This is a genomic window from Steroidobacter sp., from assembly GCF_036402275.1.
Taxonomy (GTDB): domain Bacteria; phylum Pseudomonadota; class Gammaproteobacteria; order Steroidobacterales; family Steroidobacteraceae; genus Steroidobacter.
In genome coordinates this window covers 104,237-121,724 of record NZ_DASWTF010000050.1, presented here as the reverse complement: position 1 = coordinate 121,724, position 17,488 = coordinate 104,237, and the positions used below count along the sequence as shown (strand labels likewise).

15 protein-coding genes are annotated in these 17,488 nt (G+C 62.7%); 11 read left to right on the top strand and 4 right to left on the bottom strand.

Going from position 1 to position 17,488, the window contains the following annotated elements; genetic code table 11:
- Window positions 1-256: 256 nt before the first annotated feature.
- On the bottom strand, window positions 257-2,329 hold the full coding sequence (locus VGD45_RS29570) for a S9 family peptidase (RefSeq protein WP_331159002.1): 2,073 nt from the start codon (window positions 2,327-2,329) through the stop codon (window positions 257-259).
- Window positions 2,330-2,642: 313 nt separating this feature from the next.
- Here VGD45_RS29570 and VGD45_RS29565 point away from each other — a divergent pair, with 313 nt between their 5' ends.
- The 3 genes from VGD45_RS29565 to VGD45_RS29555 all read left to right on the top strand — a co-directional run bounded on the left by VGD45_RS29565 (window position 2,643) and on the right by VGD45_RS29555 (window position 6,474).
- The gene (locus tag VGD45_RS29565) at window positions 2,643-4,724 is read left to right on the top strand and encodes an ATP-binding protein (RefSeq protein ID WP_331159001.1); all 2,082 of its coding nucleotides are present in this window, start codon (window positions 2,643-2,645) and stop codon (window positions 4,722-4,724) included.
- Window positions 4,725-4,928: 204 nt separating this feature from the next.
- Entirely contained in the window at window positions 4,929-5,627 is a 699-nt protein-coding gene (locus VGD45_RS29560; protein ID WP_331159000.1) for a hypothetical protein, read from the top strand.
- Between the two features lie 91 nt (window positions 5,628-5,718).
- Window positions 5,719-6,474 carry a hypothetical protein gene (locus VGD45_RS29555; RefSeq protein WP_331158999.1) on the top strand — a complete coding sequence of 252 codons (756 nt, stop codon included), beginning with the start codon at window positions 5,719-5,721 and terminating at the stop codon, window positions 6,472-6,474.
- Here the strand turns inward: VGD45_RS29555 and VGD45_RS29550 are convergent.
- Complete coding sequence (locus VGD45_RS29550; protein ID WP_331158998.1) at window positions 6,452-6,883, bottom strand: hemerythrin family protein; 432 nt, start codon at window positions 6,881-6,883, stop codon at window positions 6,452-6,454. The genes VGD45_RS29555 and VGD45_RS29550 overlap by 23 nt on opposite strands.
- A gap of 188 nt (window positions 6,884-7,071) precedes the next feature.
- Here VGD45_RS29550 and VGD45_RS29545 point away from each other — a divergent pair, with 188 nt between their 5' ends.
- The 8 genes from VGD45_RS29545 to VGD45_RS29510 all read left to right on the top strand — a co-directional run bounded on the left by VGD45_RS29545 (window position 7,072) and on the right by VGD45_RS29510 (window position 15,404).
- A complete protein-coding gene (locus VGD45_RS29545) occupies window positions 7,072-8,358 on the top strand; it encodes an MFS transporter (RefSeq protein ID WP_331158997.1) in 1,287 nt (428 codons plus the stop codon).
- A 54-nt stretch (window positions 8,359-8,412) separates the two neighbouring features.
- Window positions 8,413-10,017: an ABC-F family ATPase gene (locus tag VGD45_RS29540; RefSeq protein ID WP_331158996.1), complete on the top strand. Its 1,605-nt coding sequence runs from the start codon at window positions 8,413-8,415 to the stop codon at window positions 10,015-10,017.
- A 318-nt stretch (window positions 10,018-10,335) separates the two neighbouring features.
- A complete protein-coding gene (locus VGD45_RS29535; RefSeq protein ID WP_331158995.1) occupies window positions 10,336-10,620 on the top strand; it encodes an RNA-binding protein in 285 nt (94 codons plus the stop codon).
- Between the two features lie 59 nt (window positions 10,621-10,679).
- Complete coding sequence (locus VGD45_RS29530; RefSeq protein ID WP_331158994.1) at window positions 10,680-11,006, top strand: hypothetical protein; 327 nt, start codon at window positions 10,680-10,682, stop codon at window positions 11,004-11,006.
- Entirely contained in the window at window positions 11,003-11,239 is a 237-nt protein-coding gene (locus VGD45_RS29525; RefSeq protein ID WP_331158993.1) for a hypothetical protein, read from the top strand. Before VGD45_RS29530 ends, VGD45_RS29525 begins: the two co-directional genes overlap by 4 nt.
- A 110-nt stretch (window positions 11,240-11,349) precedes the next feature.
- Window positions 11,350-12,495: a hypothetical protein gene (locus VGD45_RS29520; RefSeq protein ID WP_331158992.1), complete on the top strand. Its 1,146-nt coding sequence runs from the start codon at window positions 11,350-11,352 to the stop codon at window positions 12,493-12,495.
- A 5-nt stretch (window positions 12,496-12,500) separates the two neighbouring features.
- A complete protein-coding gene (locus tag VGD45_RS29515; protein ID WP_331158991.1) occupies window positions 12,501-12,776 on the top strand; it encodes a DUF167 domain-containing protein in 276 nt (91 codons plus the stop codon).
- A 186-nt stretch (window positions 12,777-12,962) separates the two neighbouring features.
- Window positions 12,963-15,404, top strand: a complete 2,442-nt coding sequence (locus VGD45_RS29510) for a hypothetical protein (protein ID WP_331158990.1) — start codon at window positions 12,963-12,965, stop codon at window positions 15,402-15,404.
- A gap of 414 nt (window positions 15,405-15,818) precedes the next feature.
- Here the strand turns inward: VGD45_RS29510 and VGD45_RS29505 are convergent, their stop codons facing one another.
- A complete protein-coding gene (locus tag VGD45_RS29505; RefSeq protein WP_331158989.1) occupies window positions 15,819-16,409 on the bottom strand; it encodes a DUF4879 domain-containing protein in 591 nt (196 codons plus the stop codon).
- Window positions 16,410-16,591: 182 nt separating this feature from the next.
- A complete protein-coding gene (locus VGD45_RS29500) occupies window positions 16,592-17,365 on the bottom strand; it encodes a DUF4397 domain-containing protein (protein WP_331158988.1) in 774 nt (257 codons plus the stop codon).
- Between the last annotated feature and the right edge of the window lie 123 nt (window positions 17,366-17,488).

Here is a 17,488-nt window from a genome sequence, read left to right as displayed (position 1 = left end):
AAAGGTCCCTCTTTCTCGACACTGCCGGAAGAAGGGAGGTCACCTCGAACGACGCCTTCGGCTTTGATGGCACATTCCGGCCGGCTCGCCGCAGGCGAGCTTCCGATTGAGGTGCGCCCGCCGCTGGGCGAGCTTTCTGTGCGGCGCGTGCCCGCCGCAGGCGAGCTTCTGATTCGCACGTGCTCGCCGAAGGCGAGCACAAATATCAAAAATCTGTTCCCCCTCCCGTGCACGGGAGGGGGTTAGGGGGTGGGTCTTACGGTCCACTGGGCTGGGGAGCGGCGGGCTTTGATTTGTGGCGATCGAACCAGGCCAGGATGGCGCTGGCTTTGGCGGCGGACTGGGAGGGGCGGGCGGTGAAGCCGCCGTGGGAGGCGCCGGGGACTTTCACCAGGCCGGTGGGGACGCCGGCCAGTTGCAGGGCCTGGTAGTACTGTTCCGAGTCGCTGAGGGGCGTGCGGAAGTCCTGGTCGCCGACCACCACCAGCGTCGGGGTTTTCACTGAGCCCACCAGCGACAGCGGCGAGCGCGCCCAATAGGTCTGCGGATCTTCCCAAGGCGTCTTGCCGAACCAGTACTGCGTCATGAACTGAGAGCCGTCCGTGGTCAACACCGTGCTGGCCCAGTTGATCACGGGCTTTTGCGTGGCCGCGGCCTTGAAGCGATCCGTCTTGCCGACGATCCAGGCGGTGAGCACGCCGCCGCCGGAGCCGCCGGTGACGAACAGGTTGTCCGGATCGACGAAGCCCTGCGCGATGGCCGCGTCGACGCAGCTGATCAGGTCGTCGTAATCGTTGCCCGGATATTTGTGATGAATCAGGTTGGCGAACTCGTCGCCATACGACGTGGAGCCACGCGGGTTCGTATACAGCACGACGTAGCCCGCAGCCGCATACAACTGATTATCGGTGGAGAACACCGGGCCGTAGGCCGCGAACGGTCCACCGTGGATCTCCAGGATCAGCGGATATTTCTTGTTGCGATCGAAGTTCGGCGGCAGCACCAGCCACGCGTCGATGTCACGCTGGTCGAACGAGGACTTCACATCCAGCGCCCGCACTTCACCCAACGTCTTGCCGCCGAGCAGTCCTTCGTTCAATGCAGTCAAATGTTTGGTACGGCCACCGCGCGAGATGGAAACATCCGACGGCCTCGCGCCAGTTCCACGCGTGAAGGCGATAGTGCCATCGTTCGCGACCGTGAATTCACCGCCCGTGTAAGGCCGATCGAGCGAAGCGCCACTCAACCCTTCAGCGACCGGAGTCACGCGCCCATTCAGCGCGATGCGCGCGACTTTAGTCACCGCGTGATCGTCGTAGCGAATCAAAAGGCTGCGGCCGTCGGCGGCCCACTCGACGCTGTCGATGGAGCGATCCAGCGACGACGTGAGCGAGCGGGCATTGCTGCCATCCGCGTTCATCACGTATAGCTCGAGGTTCTGGTAGCCCATGAACTTATCGTCGAAGCTGAGATACGCGATGGTCTTGCCATCCGGCGAAACGCGCGGCGAGACGTCCGGGCCGTTGCGCTTGGTCAGCGGAGTGATCGCGCCGTCGGCCAGCGAGATGCGATACAGCTCCGAGTTCACCGGCTCGCGTCGCCAGTTCTCGTTGCGGTTGCCGGTGGCGACGATGTAGCTGCCGTCCGGCGCCCATGACAACGGACCCGATTCGTTGAACGCGCCGAAAGTCAGCTGACGCGGAGCGCCGCCGTCCGCGGCGACCACATACACATGCGTGTACCCGGGCTTGAGGTAACCGCCGCTATCGGTGCGATAGGTGATGTCCGTGATCACTTCCAGCGGCGGCGCCCACTGCGCGTTCTCCGGCTTCGGCGGCGCTTCACCCAGCGGCTGTTTCGTATCCGGGGCGAACATGGTGAATGCGATCCACTTGCCGTCCGGCGACCAGGTGAGCGAGTCCGGCGCGTCCAGCAGCTCGGCGAGCTTCGCCGTCTGGCCGGTCTGCATCCAGCGCACGAACAACTGGGGCCGTCCATCCTCGGCCGTGGAGACATAGGCCAGGCGATCGCCCTTCGGCGACCAGCGCGGCGAGCTGTGCGAGCCACTGCCCGCGACAACCGGGGTCTGCAGGCCGGATTCGGTGTCGATCAGCCAGATCGAGTTGCGGCCACGGTCGGTCATGATGTCGAACGAGCGGCGCGAATAGGCGACAGCGCGTCCGTCCGGGCGGATCTGCGGATCGGTGGCGTATTGCAGGCCGAACAAATCGCGGCCCTGGAGGACCTTGGTGGGCGCGTCCGCGGGCGCGGCCGACACCAGGGCCGGTGAAGTCATCAACAACGCAGCGAGTAGCGTCAACTGGCGCATACATCCCTCAGGCTCAGTGGCGGGAAAAACGGGCCGGTACGCTAGCGTCCCCGCCCCGCAGCGTCCAGCCCAACCTGAATCCGGGCAGCTATTGCGACACATGCTTGCAACTACCACCCTCGGGTACATGGATGTACCCCGCCGGAGGCGGCGAGTGAGCGAAAACCACGCCCATTTTTTATGGACATGGGCTCTGCTCGCATGAGGCCCGTGGCAGGATGCCCGGTGCCGAATCCATAAAATGTCGGTTCACGAATCCCGCCTTGGTACGGGGAGGATGGGCGCGGCGGTGGCTTCGAGCCCGGAGAATTTTTTGCCTATATCGACGGCCGAGCTGTCGTGGCGGGTGCTCGGCTTCGTCAATGGGCTGCGGCTGCTCGCCGCGTCTGCGCTCGCGACATTGTTCTTTTCCATCATGCCCGAGACCGTCGGGCAGCTCGACCCTGCGCTTTTCGCGGGCGCGGCCACCGCTTATTTCTTGTACGCGGGCATCTCGGTCGGCAGCATCCGCCGGCGCGCGCCCGATATCGTGCTGCAGACATGGACGGGTGTGTTCGCCGATGTCCTGGTGCTGTCGCTGTTGACCTACGCCAGCGGCGGTGTGAACGGCGGTATTTCGGCTCTCGTCGTGCTGTCCATCGGCGCGGCCAGCTTCATCTTGCGGCGGCGCCTTGCCATAGCTATCGCCATCAGCGCCGCGCTGGCCATGCTCGTTCAGCCCGGCATCACCTTGCTGGCGAGCACCGACGCCGTGGGCGACTTCACGACCGCGGCGATCTCCGGCGCCCTGACCATCGTCATCTCACTCGGCATCTCGCAGCTGTCGCGCGTCATGCGTTCGAACGAAGAGATCAGCCGTCAGCGCGAGGCGGCCAACAGCGACTTGATGGACCTGCACCGGGCTCTGACGGAGCACTTGCAGGAAGGCGTGCTGGTGGTGGACGGCGAAAACCGGGTCACGATGATCAGCGATACCGCCTCCACCATGCTCCAGGGCGGCGCCGCGTCCCAAGGCCTCACTCTCGGCAGTATCTCGCCGCGACTGTTCAATCTGCTCGACGTCTGGCGACGTTCTTTCTGCGACGAAAGCCGCAGCACACCGACCATGACGGGGTTCGATGGCGAGCGCCGCCTGCAGTTGAAGTTCGTATCGCTCGACAACAGCGTGCAAGGACCGGCGTTGATTTTCGTGGAAGACAAATCGCGCGTATCGGCGTGGCTGTCGGCCGCGATGGTTCCGGCGTCGGTGCAAGTCAATCAAGTGCCCGTGCCACGCGAGCCCGCGCCGCAAGCGCCTCCGCCGCCACCTCCGGTGCGAGCGCCTGCACCTTCCTTCCAAAGTCCGTATGCAGCCGGCGCTGTGCGCGAACCGTCGTATGAAGGCGGTCCTTATGCCGGCAGCCTTGCGCCGGTCAGTGCGCTACGTAGCAGCGAGCCACGAGGTAATCCCTTCGAAGAGCCGGCGTTTCGAGAAGGGCCACGCCGCCAGAGTCCGTCACGCGTCGAAGCCGCTCGTCCCGATTTGTTTCAGGAGGCCGCGCCCGAGGAAGAGGATCAACTCGGGGATTATCGCGCCAATACGCTGCGCGAGAATCTGGCGCGGCAGAACAATTTTCGAGCGGCGCTTCAGGAAGTGTCGCCCTGGGCAAATGCTCCCAAGCCGCCAGCGCCACCCGCGCGGCCGCCGACCTCGGCGAACACCGGAGCGCAAAGCCGGCGGCCGCAACAACAACAGCCCGTGCGGCCGCCGACCGCATCAAACACGGTCGCGCAAACTCGCCGCCCTCAGCCACAACAACAGCAGCAACCCGCGCGGCCGCCGGGCAGCATGCTCACAAACAACGACCCGCGTTTGCGCATCATCATCGGTAACGCGCTGCAGTTCGGTCGTCGCGAATCGGTCCGGCTGGAGCGCGTGGACCTCGCCTCGTGGTGCAAAGAATTTCTCACCGAGTTCTGGCAGGCGGAGGAGATCGACGCCGATACATTGCGCCTGAGCGCGCCGCGCGAGAGCGTGCCAGTGCGAGCCGACCCGGCGCATTTGCAACGACTGTTGTGGACGCTGTGCACCGATCTGTTGAAGTACGGCCGCGCCAGTAACTCGACCGATCCGGTCGAGATCCGCGTGGGCCGCAGCGCCACGACGCAGCGTCGCTATCTCGATGTGATCGATCGCGGCTCGGCGATCGGGCCCGCCGATTCCAAGCGCGTCTTCGAACCTTTCCTGTCGGCAGGCAAAGCCGGCACCGGTATATCCATGTTCGTGTCCCGCGAATTGTCTCCCGGCGTTCGCTCCGGCGCTAATAACGATCCGAGACCGGGCGGTGGCGTGGTGTTCCGGCTGGTCTTCGCGGAAGTGATCGCTCCCAAGCCGGTCGAGGCTGCCGACGAATAACGGCGTACGAGCGTGCCACTAAAGGGTCATACACGTGGACCGACGCGCCGCGTAGACTCGCGCAGCGTTCGGACGCGGTGAGCGGGCCAAAAGACATCGCACCGGCAACCCGAAGCATTGCGCAGCTCGATCGCTGCGTGGTTCCATACATATCTCTCGGCAGCGGGCGAGCTCGCGGGCTGAGACCTTTCGGTCGGAGATCTCATGCGAGTCATTCGAATTGCGGCAGGAGTGATGCTGGCGACGCTGGCGGTGCAGCCCTTGCATTCCTGGGCGGCCGGCGACGTGGTCGATTACATCGAGGCGAAGAACGTCACCAATCCGCCGCCCTCGGTGGCGTTGGAAAGCTTCGATCGCTTCGAGATCGCGCCCATCGCCATGGTCGCGCCCTATGCCGGTCAGCCGGCAAACGAGCAGGCGAAAGAGAAGCTGCAGGCCAACCTCGACGCGCGCGTGCAGCCGGCGCTCGCCGAGTGGAACGCCAAGGAGCCGAATAACACGCCGCCGCGCGCGTTGAAGATCGAGCCGACCATTCGTCACGTGAAATTCGTCAGCGGCAAGGCGCGCATCTGGGCCGGCGCGTTCGCGGGCGGCACCGCGGTCTTGATGACCGTGAAGCTCAGCGATGCGACCACGGGCGAAGTGATCGCCGAGCCGGAGTTCTATCAACATGCCAACGCGTTCGGGGCGGCTTATTCCATGGGCGGCACGGATCAGGCCATGCTGATCAGAGTGGCCGACCTGGTGTCCGGTTACCTGAAGTCCAACTACATCGCGGCCGTGGGCGGCCCGACGGGCAAGCCCGACAAGGCTGCCAAGAAGGACAAGAAGTCGAAGTCCCGGGACGCGGACCCGCAGGGCGACACGGACGGAGAATCCGCCGATCAGCCGACGCAGCAGTAAGTCACGCCGCGGCTCCGGCAAGCGTCGCCGGAGCTGGAGCCTGACCAAATTCCTGCCGAGCGCAGCCACGCGCAAGCGCTGGCTGCGCATCTTGCGAACAGCACCGCTCACGTTGCAGGTCATCGTGGTGCTGCTGTTGACCGTGTCCTCGTGGTTCGCGATCAACTGGATCTATCAGGTGATCCGCAAGCCTTCCGAATTGTTCTTTCCAGTCAGCGGCACGCTCTACAAGACGCCCAGCGAGACCTGGATCTCCTACGAGCCCATTTTCCGCAAACATTCGACGGCCACCGTCAGCCCCGAATTGCTGGCGGCGCTCGCGCAAGTGGAAGGCTCGGGCAATCCGATCGTGCGCACTTACTGGCGCTGGTCGCTGACCCACAAACCGTTCGAAGTCTATCGACCGGCGTCCAGCGCGGTGGGCATGTACCAGATCACCGACGGCACGTTCGAATACACGCGCCGGCTGTGCATCCACGACCACAAGGTCGAGGAGGACGGGCCGTGGCACGACTTCGATTCCTGCTGGTTCAACAGCCTGTACATGCGTGTGATTCCGTCACACGCGGTGGAGATGACGTCGGCGTATCTGGATCGGCAGATCGCCGCCATCCTCTACAAACATCGCATCCGCTCGGCGACGCTGCGACAGAAGCAGGATCTGGCCGCGGTGATCCATGTTTGCGGCGCTGGCGCGGGATCGAGCTTCGCGCGTCGCGGCTTTCGACCGCGACCCGGGCAGCATTGCGGCGACCACTCGGTGCAGGGCTACATTTCGCGGGTAAACCGCATGAAACAAGTGTTCGCCGCGCTGGCGCTGCGGCCTAAGCCGTCGCTGTGGCAGTAGCCTTCTTGCGCTCGTGCGCGAAGTGCTCGCCGTATTTGCGATCGATGTGCATGATGTGAGATCGCAGCCAGAACTCGAGATAGTCGAAAAAGTCTTTGCCAAACCTGCCAGGGCCGGCCAGAAACGCCTGCTTATGGTTGCCGAACTCTTTCAGCAATCGCGCGTGAATGCCCTTGTGAAGTTCCAATTGGGGATAGTGCTGGCGCGCCAACATCGTTTCCTCTTCGCGGAAGTGACGGACGGTCAGGCTTTCGAGATGCTGTAACAATCTCGTCAACTCGGCCTTGTCGGCGCCGGCGTGGGCGCGCTCGTGCAGCTCGTTCATGGCGTCGACCAGGCCGTGGTGCTGCCGGTTCATTTCCTCGACCAATACGTCAAATTTCTGGGCGTCCCAGGGAAGTAAGCTCATCGGGGCCAATCCTTCAGTTGTCACAGACTTGTAGTTGTCACAGTTCAGGTATCGCCGCGCGGCGGGCGGGCTGGAGACCGGGGTTCCCCGGAGCCTTTGCGGCCAATCCCGGATGGTGGGCCAAAAATCGCGATTCATGCGAGAATCCGCGGCCGAAATCCCAAGAATCCCATCGTTCCGAACCCTAAATGAGTCAGACGTCGGTGTCAGGCGGCGGGGGCAACTCGCCGCGACGGGTGCTGTTTGCGAGCCTGATCGGCACCACGATCGAGTATTTCGACTTTTACATCTACGCCACGGCGGCCGTGCTGGTGTTCCCGCGTCTGTTCTTTCCGGCGGGAGATCCGGCTTCGGCCACGCTGCAGTCGCTGGCGACGTTCGCGCTCGCCTTTTTCGCGCGGCCGCTGGGTTCGGCGCTGTTCGGGCATTTCGGCGACCGGATCGGGCGCAAGGCCACGCTGGTGGCGGCGCTGCTGACCATGGGCCTGTCGACGGTGTTCATCGGTCTGCTGCCGACCTACGAGTCCATTGGCTTGCTGGCGCCGCTGCTGCTGGCTTTATGTCGTCTCGGCCAGGGCCTGGGATTGGGCGGCGAATGGGGCGGGGCGGTGCTGCTGGCCACCGAGAATGCGCCGCCGGGCAAACAGGCATGGTATGGCATGTTCCCGCAACTCGGCGCGCCACTCGGGTTCCTGTGCTCCACGGGCGTGTTCCTGCTGCTGACCGAATATTTGAGCGACGCCGAGTTCTTCGTCTGGGGCTGGCGCGTGCCGTTCGTGGCCAGCGCGTTGCTGGTATTCGTCGGGTTGTATGTCCGCTTGCGTTTGCATGAGACGCCGGCTTTTCAGCGCGCCATCGACAACAACGAGCGCGTGCGCCTGCCGATGCTCACGGTGGTCACGCGTCATCCGGGCATGCTGGTGTTGGGAACATTCGCGGCGACCGCCACCTTCGTCGTGTTCTACCTGATGACGGTGTTCTCGCTCAGCTGGGGCACGTCGGCGTTGGGATATTCGCGCCAGGAATTCCTGATCCTGCAAATGATCGGCGTGCTGTTCTTCGCGCTCACCATTCCGGTCTCCGCGGTGATTGCGGATCGGCAAGGACGCCGCGCCATGTTGATCGCGGCCACGCTGGGCATCATGGCCTTCGGTTTGTTTTTCGAGCCCTTGTTCGGGTCTGACTCGGCGCTCCGTGTGGTCATATTCCTGTCGTTAGGGCTTGGCCTGATGGGACTCACCTACGGTCCCTTGGGAACGGCACTTTCGGAGTTGTTTCCCACGTCGGTCCGGTACACTGGCGCCTCTTTGACTTTCAATCTCGCCGGCATCGTCGGCGCCTCGCTCGCGCCGTACGTGGCCACGTGGCTCGCCACGCATTACGGCCTTGCCTATGTCGGCTATTACCTCACGGCCGCGGGCGCGGTTTCGTTGCTGGCGCTGGGCTTGATCCGGCCAGGGCAGCCTCAACACTGAGTTTTCTTTTTTGGGCTTTATTTTTCACGCTTTCGGAAACATTCAGAACACGCAATGCTTTCAACCGCCAACGTCTCCATCCAATTCGGCGCCAAGCCGCTGTTCGAACAGGTCTCGGTCAAGTTCTCCGATGGCAATCGCTATGGCCTGATCGGAGCCAACGGCTGCGGCAAATCCACGTTCATGAAAATCCTCGGCCGCGAGTTGGAGCCCAGCTCCGGCGAAGTGATGCTGATGAACGGCCTGCGCCTCGGCAAATTGCGCCAGGATCAATTCGCGTACGAAGACCAGCGCGTGCTCGACGTGGTCATGCAGGGTCACGCGGAAATGTGGCAAGCGATGGTCGAACGCGATCGCATCTACGCCAATCCCGAAGCGACCGACGACGATTACATGCGCGCGGCCGAGCTCGAAGCGAAGTTCGCCGAGTACGGCGGCTACGACGCCGAAGCGCGCGCGGCGAGCATTCTGAAGGATGCGGGTATCGATCCGTCCTATCACAACGGGCCGATGCGTGAAGTGGCGCCAGGCTGGAAGCTGCGTGTGCTGCTGGCGCAGGCGCTGTTCTCCCGGCCCGACGTGCTGTTGCTGGACGAGCCCACCAACAACCTGGACATTCATTCCATCGGCTGGCTGGAAAGCGTGCTCAACCAGTACGACGCCACCATGATCATCATCAGCCACGATCGTCACTTCCTGAATCAGGTGTGCACGCACATGGCGGATCTGGACTACGGTCAGCTCAAGATCTATCCGGGCAATTACGACGACTTCATGCTGGCGTCCGTGCAGGCCCGCGAGCGAGTGGAAGCGGCCAATGCCAAGGCCAAGGAACGTATCTCCGATCTGCAGGAATTCGTCCGGCGCTTCTCGGCGAACGCCTCGAAGGCGCGTCAGGCTACGTCGCGTCTGCGTCAGATCGACAAGATCAAGATCGAGGAGGTCAAGCCGTCCTCGCGCCAGAATCCGTACATCCGCTTCGAGCAGGAAAAGAAGCTGTATCGGAACGCGGTGACGGTGGAGGAGTTGGATTTCACATATCCGGGCGCGGACACGCCGGTGCTGAAGAATGTGAATTTCAACGTCGAAGCGGGCGAGCGCATCGCCATCATCGGCCAGAACGGCGTCGGCAAGACCACGCTCATGCGTTTGCTCGCTGGCGAGTTGCAGCCGAGCAAGGGCACGATCACGTGGGTGGAGAATGCCAAGCTCGGCTACATGCCGCAGGACCCGCAGGCGGAGTTCGCCGAGAAGGTCGATTTGTTCACCTGGATGAGCGAGTGGCGCTCCAAGAGCGATGACGACCAGATCGTGCGCGCCACGCTGGGCCGTCTGCTGTTCTCCGGCGACGAGACGCGCAAGTCGGTCAAAGTGCTGTCCGGCGGTGAGAAGGGCCGCATGATCTACGGCAAGCTGATGCTCACCAAACCGAACGTCCTGCTGCTCGACGAGCCGACCAACCACATGGACATGGAAACGATCGAATCGCTGCAGATCGGCGTCGAGAAATATCCCGGGACGGTGGTTTTCGTCTCGCACGACCGCGAGTTCGTCGGCGGCATCGCCAACCGCATCATCGAGATCCAGCCGGGCGGGAAACTGGTCGACTTCAAGGGCACCTACGACGAATATCTGAAAGCGCAGGGGCTCGCGGCCTGAGCCAGGTCACGGGGCGGCGCCTGTGAGTCAGGCGCCGCCCACAGCAGATTCATCCAAAATATCTCTCGCGGCCGCCGCCGGCCGTGTATAGTGCACTCGGCTCGTCATCTTTCTTTTTATCTTTTCTTGGTCCGCGGCGATTCATTCTCATGCCATCGCCGGCGCCGTGCTCCGGCGCGACCAACTCAACCTAAACCGATCGTTGCCGAACCGTAGTGGGCGTGCATTACCGCCAGCCCGTTTTTGCGACCTGTTTCGGCGTCCTCCCACGGATGTGATGGACGCGGTTTGAGTGTTCGCGCTTTGTTGGAGTATTGAATGAGCAAGATTTACGTGGGCAATCTGCCCTTTTCCGCCGATGAAAACGCGGTCCGCTCGCTGTTCGAGCAGCACGGCACCGTCGAGTCCGTGGCCCTCATCATGGACCGTGAGACCGGCCGTCCCCGCGGCTTCGGCTTCGTCGAAATGCCGCGCGCCGATGCGGCTCGCGCCATCCAGAGCCTGAACGGTCAGGACATGGGCGGCCGTCCGCTGAAGGTCAACGAGGCGCAAGACAAGCCCCGTGGCGGTGGCGGTGGTGGTGGCGGTCCGCGCCGCTGGTAAGTCCGTAAATCCGCACGCACCCTGGTGCGTGCGGACTGTTTCCATCCCCGGAGCACGTCATGAGTTACGAGCGATCAGCCCCGAGCGAGGTTGGCTTGACCACGATGAGCACCGCGGACCGTCGCGCCGCCGTTTTGCGTGAGCAACAGGAGCGTGCGACGGAAAGGCAGGAGCGGCTTGCGTCTCAGCGCTCGCCGCTCCACTCGCCTCAAGAACGTATCCGCATCTGGGAACACCTGCACTCGCTCAGCTTGCCGCGCAGCCCGAACCATTCGCTGGTCAGGGTGATCGCGGCTGAGACGGACATTTCCGTGCCGGAGATTCACCAGGAGCAGCGCCGCCGCGCGGGCGGTGCGGATTCCACTCCCACAGGGATGGCGCCATGAAACCTGCTGCCACCGAAGCCTGGCTCGAAGTGCCTTTTACCCTGGACTCCGTGACGCCCGCGGAGACGCCGCCGGGGGCCGAAGGTGTCTGGCACAGCTATGTGATTTCACAAGGCGGCAATCAAATCACCGGAATGCGCGCGGGCACTCGCGTCGAAGTGACGCAACTGGTCGACGCCATGATCGAGCGGCTCAACGAGCGGCGCATCGGCAAACAGAAGAAGGGTCGCTAACCCAAGCTGGAGCCGAACTGCGGATCGAGCCGGCGGGCCGGGCCTCGGTGTGCTGCGAGCAGGCTCTCACTGCCTTGCGAGCTCACGTCGGCCGCGACTAAAGTCGTGGCATGCATGCGATGGAGACGCTCAAGTACCTGTCGATCCCCCTGCGCGGGGCGGCGCTGGTTCTCATTCTTTCATTCAGCATCCTATTGCTATTGGCGGCCCATGGCGGGCTGCTCGGCCTGCCGTTGGCATTACTGGTCGCTTCCTGGTTCTTCAAATACGGATTCGCGCTGCTGGATCAGGTCGCCGACGGCGTGAATGAGCCGCCGGTGCTCTCCTATGAGATGTTGAATCCCGCCAACGAGTCGCGGCCGCTCGGGTTGGTGGTCGTGGTCGCCGTCTTCTATTTCCTCACGGACATGTTGCGGTTTTCGCTTGGCGCCGAGGCGGTGACGGTGCTCCGTGCGGTCGGTTTGTTGCTCGTGCCGGCCATCATCATGACTCAAGCGGCGAGCGGATTCGCTCAGTCGCTCAACCCGCTGGTGTTGTTACAGATCGTCGCTCGCGTCCCTGGTAGTTACGCGCTGATCCTCGCGGTGCTCGCTGGGGCCTGGTGGTTGGCGACGGTGCTCGTCACGTGGCTGCCGGGCGCGGAGTTACCGCTTGCTATCGAGATCCCCTTGCCGGAAGTTGTGCGCATCGCGGTGCTGATGTATGCATGGCTGGCGTCGTTCGCCATGATCGGCGGTGTTTTGTATGTGCGACGTCAGGAGTTGGGCTTCGAGCCCTCGCGCTCGCCGGAGCGTGCGGCCGAGAAGAATAAACGCGAGCGCGCGCGGCAGATCGATCTGCTCATCGATCGCATCTTCGCCGAGTGGCGGGGCGGCGCGTACGGCAATGCGTGGCGCACCATCGAGAAACATTTGAATGACAGTCCCCGGCCGAGCGACGAACTGAGAGATTTGTTCGAACGCGCATCGCAGTGGCCGGATCCACGATTGGCGCATCGCCTGGCTCAAGAGCTGATCCCGCAGCTGCTGGCCGCACGCAAGACGGGCGACGCTCTGCACGTCGTCAGGAAACAATTGCAGGTCGACGACAAATTCCGACCGCTCCAGAGCAGTGATACCATCAAGCTCGTCGAGCTCGCCCGCGATGGCGGCGACCGCCGCACCGCGCGGACGCTGCTGAGTGGATTCGCTGAGCGCTACGAAGACGACGTGGCTCGACGCATCGCCGTTCAGCTGTCTCAACAGTTGGAGCGCTGATCGGCATGGCGGATTCGGCTCGAATCAACGTCTACGTCCAGCCGCGCGCGAGCAAAACCGCCGTCGTCGGCATGCACGATGGCTGCGTGAAAATAAGATTGGCGGCCCCGCCCGTCGATGGCGCTGCCAATGCTGCGCTGATTGAATACATCGCCGAACAGTTAGATGTTCCAAAGTCCCGGGTGCGCATCACCGCCGGTCTGGCCAGCCGTCGCAAGACCGTCGAAGTAGACGGCGTGACTGCCGAGGAGCTCGCAGGTTCGTTGTCGGTTTCTCGATAGGAAAGCTCTATCCGCACTGGTCCGAATCGTCAGGGCGTTGCCTTTGATTTTTTGTAGAAGCCGCAACGCTCGCCCGGAAGTGCGTCGCCGGACGGAATCGAACGGCGTATGTTCGCTCGAACATAGAGCTTGTAAGGATGCACAGGGCGGGCATTACCGATGACATTTTTTAATGCGATCACATCCGTGACGCGGGTCGTTAACGATTGGGCCTCGCAGATACCAGCCGATGGGACCGATACACCGCAGGTCTCGAATGTTGCAGCGCCTGCGGACGAAGCTTCGCTAACGCCTAAGGAACGAGTCGATGCGGCAGTCCTGCAATATCGGCAGACGCCAACGCCGGAGGCGCGCGAAGAGCTGAGAGACGCCATCGAAGCGGAAATGCTGGCTCGATATGCAGAAGAGTTTCGCGCGCGCCCGACTGGCGCGGTGTATGACGCTCAAACAATCGAGCAATACGGCGGCAGCATCGCGGCGCGCTACGGCGACGATTCCGCTACGGTGACCGTCATCGAGGAAGTGGTTGGCGAGATCAGAGTCGATCACGAAGTCACATTCACGCTCAACGTCGCACGAGGCGGCGGTGATGCTCAAGCCGTGGTCAACATCCTCAACGACCAGTGGCAGTCACTCTCACCGGAGGCTCGCGAGCAACTCGCCACCAGCCCAGAGCTGGCAACCTTACTCCGCGATCGCGTGGAGCCATGGGTAGCTGAGCCGTACGCCAACTTCCAAGACAGCGGCGACCCCAAGGCCAAAATTGAACCGGCCAATGAGGCGTCCCGTCGATTGGCTGAGCTCACTGCCGACCTGCCGCCCGAGCTCGCGCTTGCCGTGGTCACGCAGAACATCGACACGATCATGAAGATCGCCGAAGTGAAGCCGATGTACGCCGGCGAGAAACACGGCGGCACTTTGTACACGAATATGGCGCGCGTCGTGGGCTCGCTGGGCGATAGCCCCGCGGCACAACAGCTCATCAGCGACATCGCGACTACCTATCTGGCGCACTCGGGCGACTGGCGCGGGCAGTGGGGTCCGCTCAGCGAAAACATCTCGAATTCCATCCGCGACGGCGCCAGTCCCGCACTCGCGTTGGAGCTGGCGCGGCAGTTGGAGGCGAGCGGGCGAACGGAAGAGTCCGGCATCGTCTTGCGCGGCGTTCTCGAAGGGGCGCAAGCGTTGCAGTCACGAACCGAGACTGACCTGGCCGAATACCAGAGCATGCTGAGCGAGCTCGGCCGGGTTCTGAAGTATGCGGAGGGCTTGCCGCCGGATGCGATCGCGCGGGCGGTCGAAGAGTATGTCGAGGGCAAAGGGCCGGAGTGGAAGGCGAAATTCGAGGAGCTGGAACAGCGACTGATCGACAACGGTCACTTGTTCAAAGAGACACTCGCGGGCCTCAACAGCCTTCCGGACAGCGTGAAGGCGACGTATCCCGAGCTGCAATCGCAGCTGACCGATCTCGCCAACAACGATGCGGTGCTGCAGGCGGTTGGTTTGGCGGCTTCCCGCGATCGCGATTTCCTGATCGGCGCCGATGCGGACTCGATGGTGAGTCTGTTCGACGTCAACAAGGTCTCTAAGGAAGGCGCGGAATTTTTGAAACGCCTGGCCTCGGATGCGATTCAACAGAACGCGTTGGCGGTGTTCGCGGAGGTCGATCGAACCGATCCAACCAGTGTCGCCAATGCCAAAACAAAATTGGAACAACTCGGCTCGCGCTACGCCAATTTGTTAGGTAAGGATGCCGCTCAATACCAGCAGGCGATCGAGGCGCTCACATCTCTGGTGGACGTCCCCGGCGACAATCAGGTTTTGCTGGAGACACGGCTCAAGCAGTTCGACAGCGCGTTGCGCGGTATCGAAGGATTCAACCCGGATCAGCCTGCTGGCATCACGTTCCGATCGTTGGGCGTGGCGGCCGCGGGCCTGACCTTCGCCAAGTCCGCTACCGATGCGATCAGCGATCAGAGCTGGTCCAACACTATCGGTGCTTTCGCGGACGCCGCGGGTCTGTCCAAGGACGTGCGCGATCTGATGCACCGGCCCGGCAGCGTACCCATCGGGGCGGATAGCACGTTCGCTGACACGCAGCGTGTGATCCGCGCCGATGTGCGTTTCGAGAACTGGAACCGCGCACTGGGACTGATTTCAGCGACCGGCGATATCGCCAAGACGGTCGATGCGTTGTTATCCGATCGCCCGTACAAACATGTCGAGGCCGGCCTCTATGCCGTCGGCGCCACCGGGACGATCGTGATGACGTTGTCCTCCGGCCCGGTCGGCGCGCTGATCGGCTCGGTCATGGTGGGCATCTCGGTATTCGGCAACAGCGCCCTGAGCGGCCATCGAGACAAGACGACCAAGATCGAACTGTCCCAGCAGTTCCTGGTCGACGCCGGCTTCACCGAAGCAGCCGCCACGATCATCGGCGACCTGGGCGAAGACGAGTACTACCAGTCGGTGCCGGTCGTGCCTCTGCTGATGGAGGAAGGCCGGCGAGGCGCCTTGAGCCCGGATGGCCGAAGCCTGTCCCCGGAAGAGACGATGCAGGTGATCAACAGCATGCCGCCCGACGAATTGCAGGTGCTGGTCAATCAGTTGCGGATCGCGAATCAATAGCCGGAGAGACGGGAAAGAAAAACGGCGGAGCCCTCGCGGACCCCGCCGTTCTCTGCTCGAGCATCATTCCATACGGATCAAGGTTAATCCGAAAGGCAACTGCGTCGAAGCGTCCCTCCGTTGGACCTCGATCGCGCGCGTGGCGAAAGCCTGCGCGCATCCTCCGAGGCCTTGCGGCCAGTTCGAGTAATCGACTAGCGACCACCCTCGCCAACCAGTACACCCAGAGTTGCGATCGAACCAACGTTTGAATTAGCCACTTGGATCACCTCCTTCAGTTGCCGTGGGCTCATTGCCGACGCGTGCCGCCCACCGAAGCCGCGCGCCAATACCGAAATTCTACAGGTGGCCTAGTTGCGGCGACGATCAGGGATTTCAAGCCACGAGCCCCCCTCGATTGCCTGTACGTTGCCGTTACTGGATGTTGATAAAGGTGCTCAGGGTGGGCCCGGTGCCGATCGAGATGTTCTGATATTGGAAGTAGTTGTCCTGCCACCCATCGAGATTGTAGTAACGATAGTGGCCGACGATGATGCCGCCGACGGGACAGGGCGACACGTACCAGTTCCCTTCGATGCAGATCGTATCGTTCTGGTAGTTGGCGGATGATGGCAGCATCGAGCCCGCCATCCAGGCGAGGGGGTTGAGACCATGGCCGATCTCCTGCACCACCACGCGAAGCTGGGCGCCGCCGTGGTCACCCACGGTCCACTGCTGGCCGATCGTTGTCATGTATTCCCAACCGCCGAACTGGGTCGAGCCGACTGCGTAGACCAGCACTCGCTGGAGCGGCAGCGCCGGGCCGAGCAGCGCCGGAGCCATCGGCGCCAGCTCGGACGGCGCCTTTTCCGTTACAACTTTCGTCAAAGGGCCGCCTGAGGCGAGCTCGGCCGGGAAGGTCGTGATCGCGTGTTGAACGGGCTCTTCGACTTTCTGTGCTTGCACGACGGAAACCGTCGCGCCCGCCAGCAGGACGCCGGCGAGAGTGAACAATCCCTTGCTCATGGTGAACTTTCATCCTGAAATGCAGCCGTTTGCTGCCGCGGGGAGTATAGCCCTGTAATAACGCGTCGTGTCCAATCATTCCCAACGTGTAGTCGTGTTGACTTCCCCACATATAATCACGGCGGAGATATCCGACGGGCTCATGCCGGGATGCGAGCCGTTGCCGGCGGCTCGTGTGGCGATCAAAGCGCGGCGTCGCTGACCGGCAGCAGTTCCAGGTTGCTGGCGATCGCCATCATCACGCGATTCCGCTCGGCGAAGGTGATCGCATCGGAGCGATACAAAAGCTCGTTGGTGTCGGCCACCATCAGCTCGATCACGACATCGGCGGAGAGCGCTGAGTTCTCCGCCGAATCGTCCTCGCTCCGAATCAGTGACAGCTCCAGAGGATCCGAGGTTTCTGTGAGCGACAGGGTGTCGACGTAATACCTCGACGTGATGCCTGCTTTCACCGCCGTCACATACACATCGACCGCAGGTGTGTCGGGCGAGGCGTGAGTGAATTGCAGCACGAGCTTGTCGTCTTCCACGTGCTCGCGTTGATCCAGCCCTTCGATGATGAACGTGCGGAGGTCATCCATGGTCCCGTACGCCACCACGGTGTACTCGGTCCCGGCGAGAAATGTGTAGGCCGAGGCGCCGCTGACCCGCGTCGCGGTTTCGTCGTCGTCACGCAGATCGGGTGGCAGAATCGCACTGAAGCTGAGTGTGTGCTGGCCTGGATCTCCGGCAGTAAAGCGAGTGGCGCGGCCATAGCCGGCAGTGAACAGGGTCGTGTCGTCCACATCGATTTCCAGGGTGGGCGACTCCTTCACCAGATTGAGGCTGCGCACGTGGAACGCGGTCTCGTTCGGATCGAGCGAGTGGTTGCCGCAGACGGTCAGCACTGCGGTGAGGGCGACCGCGCCGGCAGTTCGCGCCGAGGTAACGAGCACAGAGGCAACAGTTCGCAACATTCGCTGCTGGATGCGCCAGTCACCCAAAGGGTCGCAGGCCCGCCGGAGCGAGGTTTGCCTAATACTGTTGTTTCCAACTATGAATCGGAAATGAATGGTTACAATTCGCGCATCCGAACTACG